At 70.6% G+C, this 24,732-nt stretch carries 21 protein-coding genes; 6 read left to right on the forward strand and 15 right to left on the reverse strand.

Annotated elements, in window-relative coordinates; genetic code table 11:
- The first annotated feature begins 140 nt into the window (after nucleotides 1–140).
- Together I5071_RS16090 and I5071_RS16095 are read left to right on the forward strand one after the other, a co-directional pair.
- Complete coding sequence (locus tag I5071_RS16090) at nucleotides 141–2,843, forward strand: ArnT family glycosyltransferase (RefSeq protein ID WP_236606343.1); 2,703 nt, start codon at nucleotides 141–143, stop codon at nucleotides 2,841–2,843.
- A 31-nt stretch (nucleotides 2,844–2,874) separates the two neighbouring features.
- Nucleotides 2,875–3,327 (forward strand): TIGR02266 family protein, encoded by a 453-nt coding sequence (locus I5071_RS16095; protein WP_236606344.1) that lies wholly within the window; start codon nucleotides 2,875–2,877, stop codon nucleotides 3,325–3,327.
- A gap of 116 nt (nucleotides 3,328–3,443) precedes the next feature.
- Here I5071_RS16095 and I5071_RS16100 read toward each other — a convergent pair whose 3' ends face one another.
- The 7 genes from I5071_RS16100 to argC form a co-directional block, all read right to left on the reverse strand.
- Nucleotides 3,444–5,006, reverse strand: a complete 1,563-nt coding sequence (locus I5071_RS16100) for a hybrid sensor histidine kinase/response regulator (protein ID WP_236606345.1) — start codon at nucleotides 5,004–5,006, stop codon at nucleotides 3,444–3,446.
- Complete coding sequence (locus tag I5071_RS16105; RefSeq protein WP_236606346.1) at nucleotides 4,994–6,127, reverse strand: 3-oxoacyl-ACP synthase III family protein; 1,134 nt, start codon at nucleotides 6,125–6,127, stop codon at nucleotides 4,994–4,996. The genes I5071_RS16100 and I5071_RS16105 overlap by 13 nt, the downstream gene beginning before the upstream one ends.
- Entirely contained in the window at nucleotides 6,120–7,793 is a 1,674-nt protein-coding gene (locus I5071_RS16110) for a thiamine pyrophosphate-binding protein (protein ID WP_236606347.1), read from the reverse strand. Before I5071_RS16110 ends, I5071_RS16105 begins: the two co-directional genes overlap by 8 nt.
- On the reverse strand, nucleotides 7,790–8,482 hold the full coding sequence (locus tag I5071_RS16115; RefSeq protein WP_236606348.1) for a DUF2378 family protein: 693 nt from the start codon (nucleotides 8,480–8,482) through the stop codon (nucleotides 7,790–7,792). The genes I5071_RS16110 and I5071_RS16115 overlap by 4 nt, the downstream gene beginning before the upstream one ends.
- Before the next feature lie 200 nt (nucleotides 8,483–8,682).
- Nucleotides 8,683–9,225 carry a PilZ domain-containing protein gene (locus I5071_RS16120; RefSeq protein WP_236607651.1) on the reverse strand — a complete coding sequence of 181 codons (543 nt, stop codon included), beginning with the start codon at nucleotides 9,223–9,225 and terminating at the stop codon, nucleotides 8,683–8,685.
- A gap of 67 nt (nucleotides 9,226–9,292) precedes the next feature.
- Nucleotides 9,293–10,186, reverse strand: coding sequence for a metallophosphoesterase family protein (locus I5071_RS16125; protein ID WP_236606349.1), 894 nt, complete (start codon nucleotides 10,184–10,186; stop codon nucleotides 9,293–9,295).
- Between the two features lie 17 nt (nucleotides 10,187–10,203).
- Complete coding sequence (gene argC, locus I5071_RS16130) at nucleotides 10,204–11,253, reverse strand: N-acetyl-gamma-glutamyl-phosphate reductase (RefSeq protein ID WP_236606350.1); 1,050 nt, start codon at nucleotides 11,251–11,253, stop codon at nucleotides 10,204–10,206.
- 157 nt (nucleotides 11,254–11,410) lie between these two features.
- Here argC and I5071_RS16135 point away from each other — a divergent pair, with 157 nt between their 5' ends.
- Complete coding sequence (locus I5071_RS16135; protein WP_236606351.1) at nucleotides 11,411–12,175, forward strand: hypothetical protein; 765 nt, start codon at nucleotides 11,411–11,413, stop codon at nucleotides 12,173–12,175.
- A 72-nt stretch (nucleotides 12,176–12,247) separates the two neighbouring features.
- On the opposite strand, the gene rpsI is transcribed toward I5071_RS16135, so the two are convergent.
- The 3 genes from rpsI to I5071_RS16150 form a co-directional block, all read right to left on the reverse strand.
- On the reverse strand, nucleotides 12,248–12,652 hold the full coding sequence (rpsI, locus tag I5071_RS16140; protein WP_236606352.1) for a 30S ribosomal protein S9: 405 nt from the start codon (nucleotides 12,650–12,652) through the stop codon (nucleotides 12,248–12,250).
- A 35-nt stretch (nucleotides 12,653–12,687) separates the two neighbouring features.
- Entirely contained in the window at nucleotides 12,688–13,134 is a 447-nt protein-coding gene (rplM, locus tag I5071_RS16145; protein ID WP_053233173.1) for a 50S ribosomal protein L13, read from the reverse strand.
- Between the two features lie 162 nt (nucleotides 13,135–13,296).
- Nucleotides 13,297–13,815, reverse strand: coding sequence for a DUF6265 family protein (locus I5071_RS16150; protein WP_236606353.1), 519 nt, complete (start codon nucleotides 13,813–13,815; stop codon nucleotides 13,297–13,299).
- 62 nt (nucleotides 13,816–13,877) lie between these two features.
- Between I5071_RS16150 and I5071_RS16155 the strand changes: the two genes are divergently transcribed.
- Nucleotides 13,878–16,613, forward strand: coding sequence for a 1-acyl-sn-glycerol-3-phosphate acyltransferase (locus tag I5071_RS16155; protein ID WP_236606354.1), 2,736 nt, complete (start codon nucleotides 13,878–13,880; stop codon nucleotides 16,611–16,613).
- A gap of 37 nt (nucleotides 16,614–16,650) precedes the next feature.
- Nucleotides 16,651–17,643 carry an RNA polymerase sigma factor gene (locus I5071_RS16160; RefSeq protein ID WP_236606355.1) on the forward strand — a complete coding sequence of 331 codons (993 nt, stop codon included), beginning with the start codon at nucleotides 16,651–16,653 and terminating at the stop codon, nucleotides 17,641–17,643.
- A gap of 4 nt (nucleotides 17,644–17,647) precedes the next feature.
- Here the strand turns inward: I5071_RS16160 and I5071_RS16165 are convergent, their stop codons facing one another.
- On the reverse strand, nucleotides 17,648–18,151 hold the full coding sequence (locus I5071_RS16165) for a hypothetical protein (RefSeq protein WP_236606356.1): 504 nt from the start codon (nucleotides 18,149–18,151) through the stop codon (nucleotides 17,648–17,650).
- Nucleotides 18,152–18,295: 144 nt separating this feature from the next.
- Here I5071_RS16165 and I5071_RS16170 point away from each other — a divergent pair, with 144 nt between their 5' ends.
- Entirely contained in the window at nucleotides 18,296–18,898 is a 603-nt protein-coding gene (locus I5071_RS16170) for a hypothetical protein (protein ID WP_236606357.1), read from the forward strand.
- Between the two features lie 52 nt (nucleotides 18,899–18,950).
- Here the strand turns inward: I5071_RS16170 and I5071_RS16175 are convergent, their stop codons facing one another.
- From I5071_RS16175 to I5071_RS16190, 4 genes are all read right to left on the reverse strand, one after another.
- Nucleotides 18,951–20,390, reverse strand: coding sequence for an aldehyde dehydrogenase family protein (locus I5071_RS16175; RefSeq protein WP_236606358.1), 1,440 nt, complete (start codon nucleotides 20,388–20,390; stop codon nucleotides 18,951–18,953).
- A gap of 7 nt (nucleotides 20,391–20,397) precedes the next feature.
- On the reverse strand, nucleotides 20,398–22,035 hold the full coding sequence (locus I5071_RS16180; protein ID WP_236606359.1) for an acetolactate synthase large subunit: 1,638 nt from the start codon (nucleotides 22,033–22,035) through the stop codon (nucleotides 20,398–20,400).
- A gap of 101 nt (nucleotides 22,036–22,136) precedes the next feature.
- The gene (locus I5071_RS16185; RefSeq protein WP_236606360.1) at nucleotides 22,137–22,805 is read right to left on the reverse strand and encodes a potassium channel family protein; all 669 of its coding nucleotides are present in this window, start codon (nucleotides 22,803–22,805) and stop codon (nucleotides 22,137–22,139) included.
- Nucleotides 22,806–22,844: 39 nt separating this feature from the next.
- Nucleotides 22,845–24,704 carry a TrkH family potassium uptake protein gene (locus I5071_RS16190; protein WP_236606361.1) on the reverse strand — a complete coding sequence of 620 codons (1,860 nt, stop codon included), beginning with the start codon at nucleotides 24,702–24,704 and terminating at the stop codon, nucleotides 22,845–22,847.
- Nucleotides 24,705–24,732 lie beyond the last annotated feature (28 nt).

Genomic DNA, 24,732 nt, shown 5'->3' on the forward strand with positions numbered 1-24,732 from the left:
GCTACGCTCCGCCGCCGACGAACGAGGCCGCTGCGATCGGCGCCGCCGCTTCGCCTTCGATCTCACCGCGCGTCTTCCACTTCGCCGCGCCTCATTCACTTCGCCGCGCCTCTTCCACTTCGCCGCAACGACTTCGCCGCATGGAGCTTCCGATCCGCACGGCCCGCATCGCGGCGGGCGTGACCTTCGTCGTCGCCGCGGTGCTGGTGCTCGCGGGCATCTGGAGCTTCGGGATCTGGGATCCCTGGGAGCTCGCGAGCGCCGACGTCGCGCGCCGGCTCGCCGCCGGGGAGCCTCCGACCGAGCGCGGGACGCTCGACGTGCCGCCGCTCGGGCCCTGGCTCGTCGCGCAGGGCTTCTCGATCTTCGGGATCCACGAGTGGTCCGGGCGCATCCCGATCGGGCTCTCGGCGCTCGCTGCGGTGGCGATCGGATACTGGCTCGTCGCGCGCTTCGCGGGACGTCGCGCCGGGATCTACGCCGCGCTGATCGCGTGCACGAGCCCGCTCTTCCTCTTCAACGCGCGGCAGATGATCGGCGCCGGGCCCGCGTTCGCGGCGCAGGCGGCGGTGTTCCTCTGCGCGGTGTCGCTGCTCTTCCAGCCCGAGCGCGCCGAGTCGGCGACGCTGCGGGCGCCGGTCGCGCGTGCGCTGTGGGCCGTCGGGCTCGTCGTGTCGATCGCGCTGTCGACGCTCGCGAGCGGCGTGCTGCTCGGCGTGCTGCCTCCGCTCGGTGCGGTCGCGGCGACCGCGATCGCGCGCGGTGAGCTGGCGCCCCAGCGCTTCCGGGCGAACGGCGAAGCGCGGGTGCGCGCGGCGATCGCGTGGGCGACCGTCGTCGGGACGGCGCTCGTCGCGGTGCACGTCGCGCGGCTCGTCGCGATCGACGCCGACGTGTACAGCGCGTGGATCGGGGGCCTGCCGCGCGGCGGGAACCCGCCGACGTTCGAGCGCGTGCTCGAGCTCGTGTTCCACTCGTTCGCGCCGTGGAGCGCGCTGCTGCCGATCGCGATCGGTCGTGCGATGGCGGGCCGCGCCGAGGGCGAGGATCGCGTGCCCGCGACGCTCGCGGAAGAGCCCTCGCTGCGCATCGGGCTCGTGCTCTGGGCGGCGTTCGGGTTCTGCGCGCAGACGATCTACGTGTCGCGCTTCGGCAGCGCGACGTTCCTGCCGGTGATCGCGCTCGCGGGATCGGTCGCGCTCCTGCTGCGCGACGTCGAGCGCGCGGGGCGTGGATCGTGGGCCGCGGGTCTGGTCGCGCTGCTGCTCGCCGCGCTCCTGCTGCGCGACTTCCGCGGGTACCCGGTGAGCCCGGCCTCGGGCCTCGGGATCGAAGGGCTCGCGCTGCCCGAGGACTTCCCGCGCTCGACCGGATGGCTCGCGCTGCTCGCGCTCTTCGGCGGGGTCGCGCTGCTCGGCTTCTCGGTCGATCGCGAAGAGAGCGACGAGCGCTTCGTCCGCGACATCACGCTGCAGGACACGCGCTGGTCGTCGCTCGCGCCCGCGCCGCGTGTCGCGCTCGGCGTGGTGCTGCTCGGCTGGCCGCACGGGCTCCTCGTGCAGCAGTGGCGACGTGGGCCGGGCTTCCAGGCGTGGCTGATCGTGTTCCTGCTGATCGCGACGGCGTGCACGATCTTCGGGCTCGAGTGCTTCCTGCTCGGCGAGGAGCGTCCCTACGAGTCGCTGCTGGTGCTCGCGGCGGTGACCGGCGCGCTCGCGGGCGGGACCTGGCTCGGTGTGATCGGGATCGCGGTCGCGCGCTCGCTCTCGAAGGACGACGCGGCGCGCGCGCGCCTCGGGCGTCTCGTGACGTGGCTCGCGATCACCGGCGTCGTGCTGACGTCGCTCGCGATCGCGAACGGCATCCTCGGTCAGCCGCAGGTCTCGAGCCTCGCGGTGCGCATCGGGCGCGTGCTCGCGTTCCTCGTGCCCGCGATCGTGGTGCTGATCGCGCTCGGTCGCGCCGCGCGCTTCGCTTTCCAGAAGATGGGGGAGTGGTCGCTCGCGCCGATGCTGCTCGTGGGGCTGGCGATCGGCGGGTACACGAGCTTCCTCTTCCAGCCGAAGATGAGCTCGCACTTCTCGCCGCGAGAGGTGTACGACGCGTACAACCGCTTCGCGTCGGAGGGCGAGCCGCTCGGTGAGTATCGCGTCGGTGGGCGCGCGGCCGCGTACTACGCGCACGGCGAGGTCGAGGAGCTCACCGAGCAGAACGCGGTGCTCGACTTCCTCGCGCGCCCCGAGCGCGTGTGGCTCGCGTTCCGCGCCGACGATCTCGCGCAGCTCGATCGCGCGTACCGCCAGCGCACGCAGCGCCATCTCTTCGTCGCGGACGCGTCGAGCGCGCGGGTGCTGCTCGCGACGAACCAGCCGCCGCAGGGCCTCGCGAGCCAGAACTATCTCGCGGACGCGATCCTCGACGAGGTGCCGCAGGTGCAGCATCGCGTCGGCGCGAACTTCGATCGACGCGTCGAGCTCGTCGGCTACGACCTCGATCTGCCGGGCGGCAACAGCGTGGGCCCGGGCCAGCAGTTCACGGTCACGTGGTACTGGCGCGTGATGTCGCCGGTGCCCGGCAGCTATCAGATCTTCCTCCACGTCGACGGCGCGGGGCAGCGCTTGAACGGCGATCACGAGCCGGTCGACGGGCACTATCCGGTGCGGCTCTGGGACGAGGGCGACATCGTCGTCGATCGACAGACGCTGCGCGTGCCGGCGAATTTCCCGCCCGGTCAGTACACGTTCTTCATCGGCTTCTACGCGGGCGAGTCGCGGCTCGACATCATCGAGGGCCCGTCCGACGAGGTCGACCGCGCGCGTGCCGGCACCCTCCTCGTGCGTTGATCTCGCGACACGACTCGGCTATGCAGCGCGCGTGAGCGACGGGGGCAAGAAGACCGACGAGGTCGCGTCGCAGGAGCGCGACGTCTCGACGGCCACGACGCCCTCGGAGGACTCGAGCGAGACGAGCGGCACCGAGCGCCGCTCGTACGAGCGCTTCGACACGCGCATCCACGTCGACGTGACGAGCGGCGAGACGTTCCTCTTCGCCTACATCACGAACATCAGCGAGATGGGCATCTTCATCCGCTCGGAGTCGCCGCTGTCGATCGGCACCGAGCTGCGGATGCGGTTCGCGCCCGATGAGGGCGCGGAGCTCGAGCTGAGCGGGATGGTCGTGTGGATCAACCCGGTGCGCGCGAACGGCGACAACCCGAACCCGGGCATGGGCGTGCGGTTCGAGGCGCTGACTGCGGAGCAGCGGGAGCAGGTGGTCGCGCTGGTTCGTACCGTCGCGTATCTGCAGGACGATACGCAGGGAAACTAGGACGGCGGTGGTTCGGCCCGGGCGCGTGGCTTCGGCATACATGTCGGAACGGGGGCGCCTCGGTGTCTGGGGGCGGGAGCGAATCCGAGCAAATGCTCGGATTCGGACGGCCGGGGCTACGCGGCGACTTCGCGGATTCGGCGCGCGAGGTCGCGCATCGAGAACGGCTTCGCCAGCAGCGGGCGGCCGGTCTCGAGCAGTGCGCGGTGCAGCGTCTCCGAGCGCAGGCCGCCCGAGACGAAGAGCGTGCGCGCGGCGAGCCTCGGGTCGAGCTCGGCGATCTCTTCGTACAGACGCAGCCCGTCCATCCCGGGCATGACGATGTCGCTCAAGAGCGCGTCGAAGCGCTCCTCGCTGCGCACGAGCTGCAGCGCGATCGGGCCGCTCGGCGCGGGCGTGCACTCGAAGTCCTCCGACAGCGAGCTCGTCATCGCGCGCAGCAGGAGCTCGTCGTCCTCGACGATCAGCAGGCGCAGTCGGCTGGCGCGCGGTGGCGGCTGCGAGACGGCGCGGGGCATCGAGTGCATCCGGCGTCCGCGCGGCAGGATCACGCGGAAGCGCGCGCCGAAGCCGGGCTCGCTCTCGACGAAGATCTCTCCGCCGCAGCGGCGCACCAGCTCGCGCGTGATCGAGAGACCGAGCCCCGTGCCCGCGCCGATCTCCTTCGTCGTGAAGAACGGATCGAAGATGCGCTCCAGCGTCTCCGGCGCGATCCCCGGACCGTTGTCCGCCACCTCGAGGCACACGGCCTCGTCGTCGTGGCTCGTCATCACGCGGAGCCTGCGGGTCTCGAGCGCGATGGACTCGAGCGCCTGCAGCGCGTTCACGACGAGGTTCGTCACGACCTGCGTCATCGCGTGCGGCGGGGCCATCACGTACGGAAGGTCCCCGGCGAGATCGAGATCGACCTTCGCCTGATAGCGCACCTCGCGCCCGACGAGGCGCATCACCGTCTGCACGTCGTCGTTGATCGACGTCGGCTCGGGACGCGAGTCGTCCTCGTTCTTGCGCGAGAACACGTGCAGCGCGCGCACGATCGACGTGATGCGACGCGACGCCGCGAGCACGTCGCCGAGCGCCTCGAGCCAGTCGCTCGCGCGCTGGTGCAGCACGTCCGCCTGCTGGAAGCGCGGGCGCGACATCACCGCCTCGATCTCCTGCCGCACGCGCTCGGTGTTCGCGAGGATCGCGGTGCTCGGGTTGTTGATCTCGTGCCCGACGCCCGCCGCGAGCAGGCCGATCGCGGTCAGACGCTCGCTGTGCGCGAGCCCCGCAGTGAGCCGCGAGCGCTCCTCGCGCATCCCGTTCACGCGCCGCGCGAGCGCGACGACACGCATCATCCCGCGCTCGAGATCCGCCGCGTCGACCACGTCCGCCGCGCCGCCCTCGCGCAGCGCGCGCTCGATGTCGAGATCCACCGCGTCGTGCACCACCGGCACGACGAGCAGCTCGGGGAACGCCGCGCTCAAGCTGTGCGCGCGCGCGATCGAGGCCGCGCCGTGATCACCGAGCTCCACGAGCAGCACGGTGCCGCCGCGCAGCTCCGGCAGTGGGTCGCTCGCGGGCCACGCGAGCGCGATCTCGAGCTCGTCGCGCGACGCCTCCACGAGGCGGTCGGCGAGCTCGGGCCGCGACCAAGCGAGGAACGCGACGACGGGACCGCTGCTCACACCCTGCACCGGCGCACATCGTACCAGCGCACCACGACGGCGGTGCGGGTGAAGCCCGCCGCGGGCGAGTAGAGCAGTGCGATGCGCCCGTGCTCGAGCCGACCCTGCGCGCGCGCCTCCTGCAGGTTGAACACGATCGCGGCGTCACCGACGTTGGCGATGCGCGCGAAGGTGTCGACCGTGCGGTCCCGCGGCAGACCGAGCGATCGACGACACGCATCGAGGAACCATCCGAGGCTCTGGTTGCCCGTGTAGAGGTCCACGTCGTCGAGCGTCAGCCCTGCGTCGCGCAGCGCGCCGCTGCACGCCTCGCGACAGAACTCACCCGCGCGCAGCCCCGCGCTCTTGCCCGCGTCGGCATCGAACGACGCGAGCTGCATGCGGCCCTGCCCTTCCCACCACGCGCGCCGGGGCGCGCCCTCGACCACCGGCGCGAGCACGATTCCGTCCCGCAGCGATCCATCGGTGCGCGCGTAGTGGCCGAGCACACCGAAGTCGTCGGGCACGCGCTCGATGACCGCCGCCGCCGCACCGTCGCCGAAGTTCACCGACGCGACGCTCGTCGGATCCACCGAGCGCGTCCCCGCGTGCGACTGCACGATCAGCGCGCGACGGAACGTGCCGGCGCGGATCAGCGCCGCCGCCGTGACGAGCTGCGCCTGGAAGCTCGCGCATCCGACGTCGAGGCTCCACGCCGCCGCGCGCGTGAGCCCGAGCCGATCCTGCACCGCCGGCGCGTTCGACGGGATCAGTCGATCGGGCATCAGCGAGTGCACGAGCAGCAGGTCGATCGACTCGGGATCCACGCCCGCATCGCGCAGCGCCGCGCGCCCCGCCGCGGCCTCGAGCTCCGAGACGTCGTCGTCGTCGTCGATCACGTGCCGCAGCCGCGCGCCACGGAAGAGATCGTCGCCGGTCGCCGCGATCGCATCCGCGATCTCGCGTGGCATGGCCGTGCGCGCGCCCGACGACGTGCGCTCCACCGCGAGCACGTCGCCGCGTCGCTGGGTCTCGTCGCGCGCCACCAGCACGCCGTTCCAGAACGAGTTGTCGCGCACCTTCGGCGGCAACGCGGTCCCGATCCCCACGATCCCGATCCCACGCAGACCGCGCGCGCCTTCTTCACCCATCGTTCTCCGAGCTCCCGAACTGCTTCAGCGCCGCGACGCGCTGGTTGCCCGCGAGGCGCACGTCGGGATCGAAGCGCACGTCGAGCACCACCGGCCCGTCCGCTTCGTCCGAGAGCAGCCGCACGAGATCGAGCCGCGTGCGCACCACGTGGCCCTCGGCGCCCATGCTCCGCGCCATCAGCGCGAAGTCGACGGGCGACGTCGTGAAGTCCGGCGCGCGCCCGAAGAGGTCGTGCATGCCGTGGTGCACCATGTTCAAGCGGCTGTCGTTCATCACGACGAACGTCACGCGCAGCCCGTGCTGCACCGCGGTCGCGAGCTCGTTGCCGTACATGAGGAAGCCGCCGTCGCCGCAGATCGCGAACGTGCGCCGCTGCGGCGCGCCCAACTGATGACCGATCGCGGTCGCGATGCCAGAGCCCATCGATCCGAAGCCGAGGCACGTGATGAAGTCGCCGTGCTCGCTCACGCGCAGGTAGTGCAGCGCGACCGAGAGGTGCTCGCCCATGTCCGCGGTGAACACCGCGTCGCGCGGGCACGCCTCGTTCATCGCGAGCACGACCTCCATCGTCGTCAGCGCGCCGCTCGGCGAGGGCACGAGCGGCTGCGTCTCGACCAGGCTCGGACCGCGACCGAGCGGCTTCGAGATGCGCTCGTCCGATCGATGCTCGAGCATGCGCCCGATCACCTGATCCGCAGGGCCCACGAGCCCGAGATCGATCGGGTAGTTCTTCCCGAGCTGCGCCGAGTCGATGTCGATCTGGAGGAACGCCCGGGTCGCGCGGAGCAGCGGCGACCACGCGTTCGTGGTGAAGTCGTTGAGCCCGCTGCCGACCGCGAGCAGCACGTCGACCCCGCGCTCGAGATACGAGATCACCGAGTCGTGCCCACCGAACCCGAGCACGCCGAGGAAGAGCGGGTGGTCCTCGGGGAACACGCCCTTGCCCTTCGTGGTCACGCAGACCGGCGCGCCCACGTGCTCGGCGAGCCTCCGCAGCGCGCGCCGTCCCGAGAGATCGCGCGTGCCCGCGCCCGCGAGAATCAACGGACGCTGCGCGCGCTCCAGCATGTCGAGCGCCCGTCGCGTCGCGTCCGAGTCGATCTCGAACGTGGTGCGCACGCTGCCCGAGAGCGGCTGCGACTCCACGTGCGCGCACGCGACGTCGAGCGGAAGCGAGACGAACACCGGGCCGCGGCGCCCGCTGTACGCCGTCGAGAGCGCCTTGCGCAGCACCGACGTCGCGGGCCCGGGGTGCGAGAGCATCACGCTCATCTTCGTGACCCGGCGCATGATCGCGACCGCGTCGAAGCCCGCGGGCGATCCCTCCTGCAGCGCGCCGCGACCGAACGCCGAGCGCGCGACCTCGCCCGCGATGTGCACGACCGGAACGCCCTCGTAGAACGCGCTCGCGACGCCGGTCACCGCGTTCGTGATCCCGGGCCCCGCGGTCGTGAGCACCACGCCCGGACGCCCGGTCGCGATCGCGTAGCCGATCGCGAGGAACGCCGCGGTCGACTCGTGCTTGGTCGTGATGATGCGGACGTCGGGGCGCTCGAGCAGCGCGGCGTAGAGCGCGCTGATCGCACCTCCCGGGATCCCGAACACCACATCCACACCAAAATCGCGCAGCACGTCAACCAGCTGCAGCGCGACCGTGCCCTTCATGCGGTGTCCTCTTCGGGGCCGTCCTCTTCGGAGCCGAGGCGCCGGATCCGCACGATGCCGTCGAAGGGTCCGTCGAGCTCGGCCGCGACCTCGACGCGCTCGCGGCAGGTGCGCGCCACGCCCTCGAGGGCACCGACCATCGCGGACTCGATGTACACGTGCTCTTGCTTGATGCGCGTGACGATGGTGCGCGAGTCCGCGGACTCGACCGAGAAGCGCGCGTGCGAGACGACGGTCTGGCTCGCGTAGGCGCGCTCGAGCACGCGCAGCACGCTCAGCAGATCGGGCGTGACCACCGCGAGCGCCGCGCGCCCGAGCAGCGTGCCCGCCCACGCGTCGAACGCGCCGGACTGCAGCTCGCGCAGCCCCGCGTGGATCTGGTGCTCGCCGTAGTGGATCTGCGAGAGCAGCACGATGCGCGTGAGATAGTCGCGCAACGAGTACATGCGAAACGCGGAGAGCCGGTGCACCGCGAAGAAGCGCCGGTACTCGCGCTGGGTGTCGGGCGAGAGCGTGCCCGCGCGATCGTCGAGCATGTTGAAGAACGCACCGCGGCACGTCGCGCTCGACGGGATCTGCTTGAGCCGCCACGCGAGATCGGTCGCGCGATAACACGCCTCGATGTCGGCGCGCCCCGGCTCGACGCGACGAGAGGCAAGACCACCACGCGCGGCAGCGCTCACGCGCACGCCTCACGAGATCGTCCGGCGATCGCACGGGACGACTTCACCCGGGCCTTCCTCCTCGCCATCGCCGGTGAGGGCAACGACGAGCCGGAGCATAGTCGGAAGGTCCGGTGTCGTCGCCCCGCGAGCGGGGTCCCGCGCGCGGCGCTCACGCGCGCTCCGTACCCTCGATTCAGCTCACAGGACGCTGGGTCCTGGGACGCTCAGCAGATCCAGCGATACGGGCGTGCGCTGCCGGTGAGCACGGGCGCGAGCGTCTCGATCGCGAGCTCGTCGTCGTCGATCGCGGCGAGCGCCTCGCTCACCTCGAACACGTTCACGCGATCGCCGAGGTCCTCTTCCCACGTCACGAGCGCGTCGATCCACACCAGCTCGCGGCGGGCGCGGCGGTGCGGGAGCGGAGGAGGCACGTGGCGCAGCCGCAGCGCGAGGGCATCGCCGAGATCGTCGTCGAGCGCGACGAACTCGACGCCGATCGACGGCCTCTCGATCGCGAGATGCGCCGTGTGCGCGACGCGCGCGATCGTCTCGACGCGCCGCCCGAGCCGCTCGTCGGCAAACCCGAGCAGCACGTGATCCCCGGGCTCGACCGCGGCGTCGGTCATCACGCGCGCGCCGCGCGGCGACAGATCGACGAGCACCTCGCGACGTGCTCCCAGCGCGTCCGTCGTGAGCTCGCATCCGATGCGCACGTCGCGGCGGAGCGTCGCGCGGTGGGCAGGAAGCACCTCGACCGACTGCAGCATGGCGTCCACCTCCGGGCGTGATCGTCCCGGATGGCGTGCGCGCGGGGCAAGAAACCGAGCAGCAGCCTCAGGGGATCGCCACGGTCTCCGCGGTGTCGAGCCGGTATCCCTTCCCGTCGAACCACCCGGGCGTCGCCGAGCCACCCTCGCCGTCGACCTCGAGCATCCAGAAGCCCTCTTCGCCCTCGTGCGTCGCGCTGCCCGCGCCGAGGATCGTCGGGCGCACGCCGGGCAGGCGCAGCCGGAAGCGCTCGTGGATGTGGCCGTGCAGGACGCAGCCGCGCGGCAGCTCCGCGAGCGCGGTGAGCATCGCCTCGGCGTTCTCGAGCCCGTGATTGCGCCCGTCGGGCCGTCCGTCCGGGCGCCGCAGCGCGTAGTGCGTCGCGACGATCACGAAGCGATCGCGCACCCGCGGATCGCGCACGATGCGCTGCATCGCCGCGAGCTCGCCCGGCTCGATCATCCCGCTCGAGCGCCAGACCTGCGGGTTCGGTCGCGCGCTGCGGACCGCGACCACCGCGAGGTGATCGCCGAAGAGACGCACCAGCGGCCATCCATCGGCGCTCGCGAGATCCGGCAGATCGTTCCGAAGGAACTCACCGAAGTACTTATCGAAGCGCCGCTCGCGGATCGTGTCGTGGAGGTACACGTCGTGGTTGCCTGGCACCGTGACGTAGCCGAGCGGGCGCTTCGTGATCGGCTCGACCGCCTCGCGCGCCGCGGCGAGCTCGACCTCGGTGCCGAGGATCGTGTAGTCGCCCGTGCAGATCGCGAGATCGATCTCGTTCTCGTCGGCGAACGTGCCGAGCGCCGCGAGCTTCTCGCGTGTGCGCCGGAAGTGCTTGCCGCGCCGCAGGATGTGGTTCGCGCCACCGACCAGACGCTTGCCCAGCCAGTCGCGGAACGGGACCAGGTGCGGCGAGACGTCGACGTGGATGTCGCTGAAGTGGAGGATGCGCACGGGCTTCTGCCGAGACCTTACGGCCAAGCCGCCGGCATCGCGAGGCCCGCGCCCTCGGGCAAGCCGAAGCGCACGTTCATGCACTGCACGGCCTGGCCCGACGCGCCCTTCACGAGGTTGTCGATCGCGCCCTGCGCGATGAGGAGCCCGGTGCGCGCGTCGAGCGCGTAGGACACGTGCGCGCGGTTCGAGCCGCGCACCCAGAGCGTGTCGGGGCACGCGCCCGCGTCGTGCACGAACACGCTCGGCGAGCCCTCGAAGAACGCGCGCGCCTCCGCGGTGCAGCGCGCCGCGTCGACCCCCGGCTTCGGGCGCACGTACGAGGTCGAGAGGATCCCGCGCGTCATCGGCACGAGGTGCGGCGTGAACACGATGCGCACGTCGCGCGATCCCACGCGCCCGAGCTCCTGCTCGATCTCCGGCGTGTGGCGGTGCGCGCCCGCGATCTTGTAGGCGCGGAAGCCCTCGGTGGTCTCGCTGAAGTGCGTGCGCTCCGAGGGCGCGCGCCCCGCGCCCGACACGCCGCTCTTCGCGTCGACGATCACCGGCCCGTCCTCGACGAGCCCCTTGGCGAAGAGCGGGGCGAGCGGGAGGATTGTCGCGGTCGGATAGCAGCCCGGCACCGCGACGAGATCGGCGGTGCGCAGCGCCTCGCGGTGCAGCTCGGGCATGCCGTAGACCGCGTTCTTCGCGAGCTCGGGCGCGTGATCCTCGCCGTACCACTCGCGGTGCACCGCGCGATCGACGAGCCGGAAGTCGGCGCTGAGATCGAAGACGATCACGCCGCGCGCGCGCAGCTCCTTCACGATCGGCGCGCTCGCGCCGTGCGGCAGGCCGCAGAACGCGACGTCGGCACGCGCCGCCACGCGATCCGCGTCGAACGCCTCGACGTCGCCGCGCACGATCCCGGCGAGCGAGGGCAGGACGCGCTCGACCGGCTGCCCCGCCTTGCTCGCCCCGACGAGGACGGCGAGCTCGACGTTCGGGTGACCGAGGAGCAGTCGCGCGAGCTCGGCGCCGGTGTAGCCCGTCGCGCCGACGATCGCGGCCCGGATGCGCTTCGTCATGGCGCGCACGTATACCCCCGCGCGCACGCGACCGCACGTGCGGCGCACGCAACGTTTGCTCGCGCGCGACGCTCGGGATCGCCGATCACGCAGCGAATCTGCGACGATCGCGGGGAACGCCGGTTGCTCCACCGCGGGCCCGGCGAAGGGAGCGACGATGATCATCCACCCGCAGTACGAGGGCTTCTACGGCTCGATCGCGCGTGTCGGCAAGGGCTCGGTGCAGACGCTCTTCTATCAATTCCTCGGCTTTCCATTGTTCCCGCAGGGCACGTACTGGGTCGAGGGCTCGGCGGCGACGTCGTGGAGCAACCTCCGGGTGACCGAGCTGCGCCGCGACTGGCGATCGATCGGCGTCGGCTATCTGCGCGGCTGGTCGACGTGCACCGCGGTGTGGCTGCTCGGGATCGGCATCCTCTTCGCGTTCCTGCCGGGGCAGGCGATGTTCGCGGGTGATCCGATGCCGTTCGGGCGAAGCGTCGCGGTGCCGATCGCGATCGTGCTCGGCGTGCTCGCGCTCTTCGGGGCGATCGTGATCTGGATCGCGACGCGCTTCGCGGTGTCAGGTGACGAGCTCGCGCGGCGGGCGATCTACCAGCGCTTCCTCGGCACCGCGATCGATCCCGCGCTGCTCGACAACCCGTGGTCGCCCCGCGACGATCTGAAGCGCGCAATGGCGAACATCGCCGAGCAGATCGGGCTCGGCCGCAGCACCCAGACGTTCGATCGCTGGTCCGAGCTCGCGCTGCGCCCCGATCTCGCGCTGCCCGACTTCCTGCGCATGGCGCTCACGACCGCGCGTCTCTGCGAGGCCTCGCCCGAAGACGGCCGCGATGCCGCGTCGTACCGGATGGTGCAGGACGCGATCTGGTCGCGCCTCGTCGCGATCGATCCGACGGCGCGCAACGCGCGCCCGAGCTGAGCTCCAGACGCGACGAAGCCCGCGTGCTCTCTCGAGCATCGCGGGCTTCTTCGTGGATCCGGAGTCCGAAGATCAGCGCTTGCTGAACTGGAACTTCTTGCGCGCGCCCGGCTGACCGGGCTTCTTGCGCTCCTTCTCACGCGCGTCGCGGGTGAGGAGGCCGGCCTTCTTGAGCGACGGGCGGAGCTCCGCGTCGACGTTCAGGAGCGCGCGCGAGATGCCGTGGCGGACCGCTTCCGCCTGGGCCGCGACGCCGCCGCCGCAGACAGTCGCGGTGACGTCGTAGTCGCTCATCTTCTCGATGACCTCGAACGCCTGGCGGGCGATCATCTGCGAGGTCTCGCGCGGGAAGTACTCGGCGAGCGTGCGCCCGTTCACCGTGATGTCGCCGCTGCCCGGCTTGAGGAACACACGAGCGATGGCGCGCTTGCGCTTGCCAGTGCCGTACTGCCGACCGTGGATGACCGCCTGGGGCATGTCTCTGTCTCGTCCTCTAGAGCTTCAGCGGGAAATCAGAACTTGAGCACTTCCGGCTTCTGCGCCGCGTGCGGATGCGTCGGGCCCGCGTAGACCTTCAGCTTCGTGTGCATCTTGCGGCCGAGCGGCGTCTTCGGGAGCATGCCCTTGACCGCCTTCTCGAGCGCGAACTCCGGCTTGCGATCGAGCAGCTTGCGGTACGGCTCGGCGCGGAAGCCACCCGGGATGCCCGAGTGCTTGTAGTAGAACTTGTCGTCGAGCTTCGCGCCGGTGAGCTTCACCTTCTCGGCGTTGATCACCACGACGAAGTCGCCCGTGTCGACGTGGGGCGTGTACAGCGGCGTGTGCTTGCCGCGAAGGACCGCCGCGATGCGCGAGGCGACTCGGCCGAGGGGCTGTCCTTCGGCGTCGACGACGAACCAGCGGCGATTGACTTCCGCCGGATTGGCGCTGTGCGTCTGCTGGGCACGGAGAAGGCGCATGATCGAGAACCTGCGAAAAAAAGCGCCCCGAGCCGGGGCGCGAAGGGGCGCGTGATGTAGATGGAGCGGCTCGCCGTGTCAAGCGAAGCCGCCCGTGCAGCCCAGCCACTCGGGCCGGAGCCGCTGCCCGGCTGCGCGCGCTGCGCGACCGAGGCCTCCCTTCTAGCGCGATTCCCGCCTCATGCGCCAGGTCGTCTGCGTCGCCCCACCGAGATCGCTCACCGTCGCCCGCAAGATCTCGGGGCCCTCGAGCTGGTACGTGATGCGCTGCGGGAAATCGTGCTGCGGATTCTCGAACACCGCGCGATCGGCCTCGAGCTCCACCGCGGCGAACGAGGTCTCTCCGTCCGCGCCGACCGGCAGCGCCACGTAGAAGATCGCATCACCCCGCTGCTCGATCCGCAGGCTCTCCCAGCTGCGCGTCCGGCCGTCGGGCGCCTCGGTGTGGGACGAGCCGGGCATCACGCTCCCGCGGGGCACCGTCCACGTCTCCTCGGTGCGCGCGCCGTCGTCGTGGTCCGCGACCCAGGTCCCGGCGAGGAACCCGTAGCCCGCGAGTGGGCCGATGCCGCCCGTCGTCGCGGTCGTGGTCCGCGCCTCCGGGCACGATCCACCACACGCCCCGATCGCGAGCGCGAACGCCGCGCCGAGCACCTTCGTCTTCGTCGTCGTGGTCGCCATCACACCTCCGGGCGCGCAGGGCTGTAGGCGGCGGACTGCGTGCTAACGTCGGACGCTGGACCATGAGCCAGCTGCCTCCGTCCGCCGCCGTCGGCCCGTCGAACGTGCCCCCGCGCGGTCCCGTCGAGGAGCCCGCCGGGAGCCCTCCGGCGCGCACCAGCGAGGATAGGTACCGACCCGTCGTCTACCAGCCGAGCGGCGCGTGGCGCTCGCTGTACGAGCGGTTCTTCGCGCACATCAAGCTCGACGAGCGATGGGAGCGAACCGTCCGCGAGCAAGCGGAGCGCGGCCTCGTCGTGTACGTGGCGCGCTCGCTCTCGTTCCTCGACTTCCTCGCGCTCGACTTCCTCACGAAGAAGCACGCCCTGCCGCTGGTGCGCTTCACCAACGACGTGGGGATGTTCGTCGCGGAGCCCTTCGGTCGGGGCTCGCGACGCATGCGCCTCCAGAAGCAGATCCCCGACGATCAGGCGCTGCTCGACACGCTCGAGGGCGAGCACAGCGCCCTGCTCTTCCTGCGTCGCCCGCCGCGCCTCCAGGGCAACGGCCGCAAGGGCGACGACATGGAGGTCGATCTGATCCGCACGCTCGTCGAGCTGCAGCGCAAGACGAGCAAGCCGATCGTGCTCGTGCCGCAGACGTTCGTGTGGACGAAGCGCCCCGCGAGCCCGCAGCGACGCTCGGCGATCGATCTGATCTTCGGGCCCGCGGAGTGGCCCGGGCGCATCCGCGTGTTCCTGCAGTTCCTCGCGAACTACAAGAACTCGCTGCTGCGCAGCGGCGAGCCGTTCGACGTCCGCGCGTTCCTCGAAGAGCACCAGGACATGACCGATGCGCAGGCGGCGGATGCGATCCGCTACGCGCTGCTGCGCCGCATGGAGCGCGAGCGTGCGCTGGTGCTCGGGCCCGCGAAGAAGACGTCGACGCGCATCGTCGACGAGCTCATGCGCAGCCCGCGCCTGCGCAAGCACGTCGAGCACGCCGCGAAGGAGAGCAAGCGCGAGATCGCCGACGTCGAAGCCGAAGCGCGGCGCGATCTCGACAAGCTCTGCGCGGCGCCGGACACCAACGTCGTCCACTTCTTCCATCGCTTCCTCGACACCGTCGTGTGGAACCGGATCTACGACGGGATGGTCGTCGATCGCGAAGGCCTCGAGCGGGTGCGCGAGGCCGCGCGCAAGGGGCCGCTCGTGCTGCTCCCCTCGCACAAGAGCCACGTCGACTACCTCGTGGTGAGCGATCTGCTCTATCGCGAAGGGCTCGCGCCGCCGCTGATCGCCGCGGGCGACAACCTCTCGTTCTTCCCGCTCGGGCCCTTCCTGCGGCGCTCGGGCGCGTTCTTCATCAAGCGCAGCTTCAAGGGCAAGAAGCTCTATCCGCAGCTCGTCGACGCGTACGTCCGCAAGATCCTGGTCGAGGGCTGGAACCTCGAGCTCTTCGTCGAGGGCGGTCGATCGCGCACCGGAAAGCTGCTCTCGCCGAAGCTCGGGATCCTCTCGATGATCGTCGATGCGGCGCTGCAGCTCCGCGATCGCGAGATCACGTTCGTACCGATCTCGATCGGCTACGAGCGCATCATCGAGGAGAAGTCGTACGTGCACGAGCAGTCGGGCGGCGAGAAGCAGCCCGAGAGCATCGGCGGTCTGCTCGCGACGAGCCGCGTGCTGCGCAGCAAGTACGGGCGGCTCTATCTCCAGTTCGGCGAGACGATGTCGTTCCGCGGGCTCGTCGACGAAGCGGTCGCGCTCGCGGGCAAGAACGATCGTGCGCGCGGTGCGCCGTCGATGCCGAATGGCGAGAGCGGGCTCTCTCCTTCGCAGCGTCGTGCTCTCGTGCAGCGCATCGCGCACCGCGTGACCTACGAGATCAACCGCGCGACGGTGGTCACGCCCGCCGCGCTCTGCGCGACCGCGCTGATGGCGCATCGCCGCCGCGGCATCACCCACGATCAGCTGGTGCGTCAGGCGCGCACGATGCTGGCCGCGCTCGAGCGGCTGGGCGCGCGCATCGCGAAGCCGGTGATCGACGACGAGGGTCGCTTCCGCCCCGAGACGCTGAGCGAGTCACTGCGGCTCTTCGAGGACGCGAAGCTCGTCGTGACGGTCGACGACGGCAAGGGCGATCCCAAGCGCGGTGAGCCGCCGGACGAGCCGATCTACCAGATCCCCGAGGAGCGCCGGATCGCGCTCGAGTACCACAAGAACACGGTCCTCCACTTCTTCGTGCCGAGCGCGCTGATCTCGAGCGCGCTGCTCGCGATGAACGGCGAGGCCGAGCTCGAGACGCTGCGCGACCGCGTCCGCCGTCTCTCGCGGCTCTTCAAGCTCGAGTTCATGTACCGCGCGGACGCGGAGTTCGACGAGATCTTCGACGACGCGCTGGGCTCGATGCGCGCGGCGGGCGAGGTCGAGATCGCGGGCTCGATGGTGCGTCGCGGAGGCGGTGCGAGCAGCGCGTCGATCGAGCGCTACGCGGAGATGCTGCGCTCGTACTTCGAGAGCTATCGCCTCGCGCTGCTCAGCGTGCGCGCGCTGCGCAACGGGGAGATCGCGTCGTTCGGCAAGAAGGAGTGGCTGAAGAACGCGCTCGCGCTCGGGCAGCGTCGCTACCTCTCCGGACAGATCACGCTGCGCGAGAGCGTGGCGCGACCGAAGCTCGAGAACGCGCTCGCCGCGCTGCACGATCACCAGGTCGTCCGCGTCGAGGGCGATCACATCAAGCCGGGCGCGCTGATCGACGACGGCACGACCTACGTCGAGCTCGATCGCGTGCTGATCGAGCACCTCGTGATCGATTGACCGGTATCTCGAGGGCCCGATCGTCCGTCTCTCTCGCATGACGACGACGAACGACGATCCGGTCCTCGATCTCTCCGGTGCCGTGAAGGGCTCGTGGCATCGATTCCTCGATCTCTACGAGCCGCTGCGGCCCGAGCTCTATCGATATTGTCGCCACCTCACGCGCTCGCCGTGGGACGCGGACGACCTCGCGCAGGACACGCTCGCGCGCGCGTTCGTCACGCTCGGGACGATCGAAGGCGGCGCCCCCACGAGCCCGCGCGCGTGGTTGTTCCGCATCGCGTCGAACCTCTGGATCGATCGCGTGCGCAGACAGCGCGAGCTCGCGAGCGAGGCCGACGCGGCGAGCACGACCCACGATCCGCGCGCGCAGCGCGAGGCCGCGGGCACGTTGCTCTCGCAGCTGTCCCCGCAGGAGCGCGCGGCGGTCGTGCTGAAGGACGTGTTCGACCTGACGCTCGAGGAGATCGCGGAGGCGCTCTCGACGACGGTCGGCGCGGTCAAGGCGGCGCTGCACGGCGGACGCAGCAGGCTCGCCGATCCCACGCTGCACGAGCGCGCGCGCCCGCTGCCGCCGCGCGAGGTGATCGACGCGTTCGTCGACGCGTTCAACGCGCACGATCTCGATCGCGTCGCCGCGTTGCTCATGGAGCGCAGCACGGTCGAGGTGGACCACGTCTGCACGCAGTACGGGCGCGCGGCCGCACGCGAAGGTGTGCTCACCGGGATGATGTTCGGCAGCCGCCGTCTCGCGGCGGCCGACGTCGAGGGCGGGATCGATCCGCGCTTCATCCAGGGCGCGCGCCCCACCCCGCCGCGCGTCGAGGCGCGAGCGCATCGCGGCGAGTGGCTGCTCGTGCACTGGTACGATCACGACGACGGCGAGGCAGTGCGCGCGTTCACGCGGCTCGAGCTCGACGGCGATCGCATCGCGCGCGTGCGCAACTACTTCTACACGCCCGAAGTGCTCGAGGAGATCGCGCGCGAGCTCGACGTGCCGTTCCGCCTGAACGGCCATCGCTACTGGTGATCGATCACGCCGGCCTGCGCCGGAACGGGCTGCGACGCATGACGGGCCCGTGCCGGTGCAGGTGCGCGCGTCGCGACGCGATGACGTGCTCGGCGCTCGGCAACGAGAGGCCGAGCACGAGGCCGAACACGAGGTGCACGATGAAGTAGCGGCCCACGTGATAGCTCGCGAAGAACCACGGGCTCGCCCACGGCGCGACGCCGTACGTCATCACCAGGAACACGAACGCGGAGAACAGGATCCCGAGCATCGCGAGGTTGCTCCGGCCGTGCACACGACGCGTGAGCCCCGTGAACACGACGCCCCACGCCACACCGACCGCGAGGTGCAGCACCACGCCCACGAAGCCTGCGAGCGCGGGCATCTCGCTCCAGCGATCGCGCAGCAGCGTCGCACCGATCAGCTGCACGGGCGTCCAGAAGCCGCGCCCGAGCATCGCCGAGCCGGTCATCAGGATCAGGCCCATCACGGTCGCGGCGAAGAGCCCCGCGAGGACGCCGGGGCCCACGATCGCGCGCTCACGCTCCGCTCTCGATCTCTCGTCTCGCGCCACGTCCGCCTCGCTCTCGTTGTTCGTTGCTCGGGCACACGACGCATCGATCGTTCCACGAAGGGACGTGCAACTCTCGATTGCGCTAGGCTCGAAGAGAACGTGGCGGAGACCGTCATCCTCGCACCGCGAAACCCGGTGCCGCCCAACTCGCACCTCCGCGGGACGGTGCTCGCGAACTCGATGCGTCAGGTCGAGGAGCGCGGGCTGATCGACGCGTACTGGCAGACGCTGGCGCCCGAGCACGTGCAGGCGATGCGCGAGCTCGTCGCGACCTCGTGGGTCCCGGTCGAGGTCGCGCTCGCGCACTATCAAGCGATGGGCGCGCTCATCCCCGACCCCGCGGAGCAGGTCGCGATCGGGCGCGAGTCCGCGGCGCGCGTGCAGAACGCGTACATCGAGACGCTGCTGCGCGCGATGCGCGCGTCGGGCGCGGGCGTGTCGATGGAGCTCGTGCTCGCGCAGGCGCAGAAGGTCTTCGACCGCGTGATGATCGGGGGCTCGGCCGCGGTCTACAAGACGGGCATGAAGGACGCGCGCATCGAGTGCCTCGGCACGCGCATGGTGCAGGCGCCGTACTTCCGGAACGGCTGGCAGGGCTGGTTCGAGAGCAGCCTGGGGCTGGTGACGCGGCGGGTGTTCCTGAAGCAGATCGCGGAGATGCAGACCGCGGAGCGGATGGCGTTCGCGGCATCGTGGGTGTGACGATCGTTGGAGCTCCAACGAATGTCGTTGGAGCTCCAACCATCCGGCACCCTCAGGGCATCTTCAGGATCATCAGGCGGACCTCGGTCATGTCCTCGATGGCGCTGCGGATGCCCTCGCGGCCGAGCCCGCTGTCCTTGACGCCGCCGTACGGCATGTTGTCGACGCGGAAGCTCGGCACGTCGTTGATCACCACGCCCCCGACCTCGAGCTCGTCCCACGCGCGCTGCGCCTTGAACACGTCGCGCGTGAACACGCCGGCCTGGAGGCCGAACTTGCTGTCGTTCACCTCGGCGATCGCGTCGTCGAAGCGCTCGAAGCGCGAGAGCAGCGCGACCGGGCCGAACGCCTCCTCGGCGTAGAGCGCGCAGTCACGCGGCGCGTCCTCGACGAGCGTGGCCTCGAGCATCGTGCCCTGGCGCTTGCCGCCGACCAGCACCTTCGCGCCCTTCTTCGCCGCGTCCTGGATCCATCCGTCGAGGCGCTTCGCCTCGCTCTCCGAGATCATCGGGCCGATGAACGTGCTCTCGTCCTTCGGGTCGCCGGAGCGCAGCCCGCGCACCGCGGTGACGAGGCGCTCGCGCAGCGCGTCGTAGAGCGACTCGTGCGCGAGGATGCGCTGCACGCTGATGCAGCTCTGGCCCGACTGGTAGTACGCGCCGAACACGATGCGCTCGACGACGCGATCGAGCTGATCGCGCTGGTCCTCGTCGACGATGCACGCGGCGTTGCCGCCGAGCTCGAGCACGACCTTCTTCTTGCCCGCGCGCGCCTTGAGGTCCCATCCGACCGCGGGCGAGCCGGTGAACGAGAGCAGCTTGAAGCGCTCGTCGGTCGTGAAGAGATCCGCGCCGTCGCGGTGCACCGGGAGGATCGAGAACGCGCCCGGCGGCAGCTCGGTCTCCGCGAGCACCTCGCCGATGATCAGCGCGCCGAGCGGGGTGCGCGACGCGGGCTTGAGCACGAAGGGACAGCCCACCGCGATCGCCGGCGCGACCTTGTGCGCCGCGAGGTTGAGCGGGAAGTTGAACGGCGAGATGAACGAGCACGCGCCGATCGGCACGCGCTTGGTGAAGCCGCGATAGCCCTTGGCGCGCGCCGAGATCTCGAGGTTGAGCACCTCTCCGTCGATGCGCACCGACTCTTCGGCGGCGACGCGGAACGTGTCGATCAGGCGCATGGCCTCGCCGCGCGAGTCCTTGATCGGCTTGCCGGCCTCGACGCAGAGCGCGTACGCGAGCTCCTCGAAGCGCTCGCGGAAGCGCTTCACGCAGTGCTCGAGCACCGCCTGTCGCGCGTAGGGCGGCATCTGCGCGAAGGGCTTCTCGGCGGCGACCGCCGCGGCGATCGCGCGGTCGATGTCGGGCGTGCGCGCGAGCGCGACGCGGGTGACGACCTCGCCGGAGAACTTGTCGGTGACCTCGAGCTCCTCGTTGGGCTGCTCGGGTCGGTTCGCGACGAAGAACGGATAACGTGCTCGGAGCTGGGTCATGAGGTCCTCAAATCGCCGCCGCGAGCTCGCGGATCTCGCGGTTCAGGATCAGATCGTTCTCGGAGTAGTCGACGGGGACGTCGACGAGATGGACGCCCTTGCTGTCGAACGCGCGCTCGACGATGCGCGCGAGATCGCCGGCGCTCGAAGGGCGGTGGCCGCGCGCGCCGTACGACTCCGCGTACTTCACGAAGTCGGGGTTGCCGAGCGCCATGCCGTAGTCGGGCAGGCCCATGTGCGCCTGCTTCCAGCGGATCATCCCGTACGCGTCGTCGCGCAGGACGAGCACCACGAGATCGAGGCCGAGGCGCACCGCGGTCTCGAGCTCCTGCGAGTTCATCATGAACCCACCGTCGCCGCAGACCGCGAGCACCCGACGGTTCGGGTGCACGATCTTCGCGGCGATCGCCGACGGCAGCCCCGCGCCCATCGTCGCGAGCGCGTTGTCGAGCAGCAGCGTGTTCGGCATGCGGCAGCGATATGCGCGCGCGAACCACAGCTTGTAGATGCCGTTGTCGAGACAGACGACTCCGTCGTGGGGCATCACGCGGCGAAGGTCCGCGACGACGCGCGCGGGGTGCATCGGGAATCGATCGTCGTCGGCGCGCTTCGCGAGGTGCGCGTCGAGGTGCTCGCGCACCGTGCGGAAGAACGAGAAGTCCCAGTGCGGCTGGGGATCGAGCGCTTCCTTGAGGCGCCAGATCGTGTTCGCGATGTCGCCGACGGCCTCGAGCTGCGGGAAGTAGACGGAGTCGACGTGGGCCGAGCTGAAGTTGACGTGGATGACCGTGCGCGCGCCGCGCATGAAGAAGGGCGGCTTCTCCACGACGTCGTGGCCGCAGTTGACGATGCAGTCGGCGCGCTCGATCGCGCGGTGCACGAAGTCGCCGTCGGAGAGCGCGGCGTTCCCGAGCCAGAGCGGGTGCGTCTCGTCGAGCACGCCCTTGCCCATCTGCGTCGTGAAGAACGGGATGCCGGTGTGATCGACGAACTGCCGGAGCATCTTGCTCGTGAGCTTCCGGTTCGCGCCGGCGCCGATCATCAGGAGCGGTCGCTTCGCGTCCTTGAGCGCGGCGAGCGCGCGGTGGATCGCCTTCTCGTCGGCGATGGGACGGCGCGTCGCGGCGGGCTCGATCAGCGGGGCGCCGCCGGGGTCGCGCGCGATGTCCTCGGGCAGCTCGAGGTGCACCGCGCCCGGGCGCTCTTCTTCGGCGGAGCGGAACGCCTCGCGCACGCGGGCCGGGATCGTGTCGGCGGAGACGATCTGCCGCGTGTACTTGGTGAGCGGGCGCATCATGTCGACGACGTCGACGATCTGGAAGTGCCCCTGCTTCGAGGATTTGATCGGCTTCTGGCCGGTGATCATCAGCATCGGCATCGCGCCGAGCTGCGCGTACGCGGCGGCGGTGACGAAGTTCGTCGCCCCGGGGCCGAGCGTCGAGAGCGCGACGCCCGCGCGCCCGGTGAGCCGACCGTGCGTCGCGGCCATGAAGCCCGCGGCCTGCTCGTGTCGCGTGAGGATCAGACGGATGCGCGAGGTCCGCAGCGCCTCGAGGAGATCGAGGTTCTCCTCGCCTGGAATGCCGAAGACGTAGGTGACGCCCTCGGCTTCGAGCGCACGGACGAAGGTCTCGGATGCGTTCAACGTTCGGCCCTCCCTCTGTCGTGCGCGACGCTACTCGATCGCGCGCGGCTGCGTCGCGAGCCTCGATCTCGGGCATCGCGGGCCGAACGGCAATCCCGGAGCTACTCGCTCTCGCGCACGAAGCGGTTGATCGACGCTTCCGCGCCCGCGATGAGGAGCGTGTCGCCCGCCGCGATCGTGTAGTCGGCGCCGGGCACCTCGAGCTTCTTGCCGCCCGCGCCCTTGGGGCGGACGCCGAGCACGTGGATCTCCCAGCGCTTGCGGAGCTCGGCCTGCGCGAGCGTCTTGCCGACCATCTTGCCCTCGGCGATCCAGGGCACGACGCGAACTCCATGTGCGAAATCGAGCAGGTCGCTCGCGACCGGCATGACGACGTCGGCCGCGACGCGGTGCCCCATCTCGTGCTCGAGCTGCACCACGCGCGAGGCGCCGACCATCCGGAGCACCTCGGCCTGGCGCATCGTCGCGGCGCGCGCGATCACGTCCTTCACGCCCATCTTCTTGAGCGTGGTGACGCAGAGCACGGTCGCCTCGAAGTCCTCGCCGAACGTGACCACCGCGGTGTCGACGTGATCGGCGCCGATCGCGGAGAGCACGCGCGGATCGGTCGCATCGCCGACGAACGCCGCGCTCGTCTTGTCCTTCGCCTGCTCGACCTGCTCGGGGTCCGCGTCGACCGCGATGATCTCCGCGCGTGCCTGCCAGAGCGTCTCGATCAGCGAGTCGCCGAAGCGGCCGAGGCCGATCACGAGCACCTTCTTCGCCTTCATACCTTCGCCCTCTGGGATGAGCGGACGCTCATGGGTCGATCAACCGATCATCACGCGCTCGGACGCGAGCTGCACCGGTGCGCGCCTGGCCTCGCTCGCCATCGCGAGCGCGAGCGTGAGCGGGCCGGTGCGGCCCGCGAACATCATGACGATGATCACGAGCTTGCCCGCGGGGGTGAGCGACGACGTGATGCCCGTGGACAGGCCCGTCGTCGCGAACGCGCTGCACACCTCGAAGAGCACGCGCAGCGGCTCGTGCTCCTCGGTCATCAGGAGCACGAACGTTCCGATCATCACGATCGCGAGCGAGAGGAACGTGACGCCCATCGCGCGGCGCACCACGCCGCTCTCGAGCTGACGATCGAGCAGGCGCGCCGACGCGTGGCCGCGCAGCTCGGCCCATACTTCGGCGCAGATCGCAGCGAACGACGTCGTCTTGATGCCGCCGCCGGTCGAGCCGGGCGAGGCGCCGATCAGCATCACGACGCACGCGATCGCGATCGTGACCGCACGCATCGCGCCGAGGTCGATCGTGTTGAAGCCCGCCGTGCGCATGCTGACCGACTGGAAGAGCGACGCGAGCACGCGCGCGTGCCACGGCAGGTGCCCGAGCGACTGGCTCCACTCGAGCACCAACACGACGGCGGCGACGCCGAACGTGAGCGCGGCGCTGGTGCCGAGCGCGATGCGCGCGTGGAGCGAGAGACGATCGGGACGACGGCGGCGCATGCGCGCCCACGCGTGGCGCCGCAGCTCCTCGATCACGGGGAAGCCGATGCCGCCGACGGTGATCAGCGCGGCGATGGTGAGGCAGACCGGCCAGCTCGTCGCGAAGCCCGCGAGGTTGGCGTGGCTGAGGCAGAAGCCCGCGTTGCAGAACGCGCTCACCGCGGTGAAGACCGACCACCACGCGCGATCGCCGGCGCCCGCGATCGGGTGGGGATCGTCGGGGCCGCGCATCACCTCGGGGTGGAAGCCGGTGAACGCGTAGAGCAGCAGCGCGCCGATCGCCTCGAAGAGCAGCGTGTAGCCGACGATCGCGATCAGCGTGCGGCGCAGCGCGGCGAGCGAGCCGGCGTCGATCATCTCGACCAGCACCGCGCTCTGCTTCACGCGCAGCTTGCGGCCCGCGAGCACCACGAACGACGCGGAGAGCACCATGATGCCGAGCCCGCCGATCTGCGCGAGCACGACGATCACGGCCTCGCCGAAGAACGTGTAGGTCGCGCCGACGTCGTTCACCGCGAGGCCGGTGACGCACACCGCGCTGGTCGCGGTGAAGAGCCCGTCGAGGAACGACGCGTCCTCGACGCGCACGACCGCTTCGGGCAGCGTGAGGAGGAAGCCGCCGAGGAACGCGGTGACGCCGAAGGAGAGGACCATGAGGCGCGCCGGGTGGTCGGCGGCGTCCGCGAGGAATCGCTGCGCGCGATGGCCACGGCCGAGGATCCCGAGCGTCGCCATCACCAGCGCGACGACCGAGAACGATCGATAGCCCGAGACGAAGGGCGCGACGTCGCTCGCGTGGAGCGCAGAGGCGAGCGCGATCCACTTCTCGACGAGGGCGAACCCGAGCAGCCCGATGTTGACGAAGTGCGCGAGCAGCATGCGCAGCTTCGGCAGCCATCCGCGCGGCCGTCGCTCGCCGGGCTCGGCGCGCAGCACGAACGAGATCCACGGCAGCGCGAGCACGGACTGCAGCACCGTGAGCGGGATCGACGCCCAGAGGTGGATCGCGAGGCCGAAGTCGAGCACCACGATCACCAGCGCCGCGACGAGCGCGCCGGTGAGCCCGAGGCCCTGCGCGAGGGCGCGTCCTTTCGCGACCGGCGCGACGTCGAGCAACGAGATGCGCGAGGTGCGCTCTTCCGGCGGCGTGCTCGTTCGCGGCTCGCTCACGAGCGGCGATCGCACGGGAAAGTAAGCG

The organism is Sandaracinus amylolyticus, from assembly GCF_021631985.1.
GTDB lineage: Bacteria > Myxococcota_A > Polyangia > Polyangiales > Sandaracinaceae > Sandaracinus > Sandaracinus amylolyticus_A.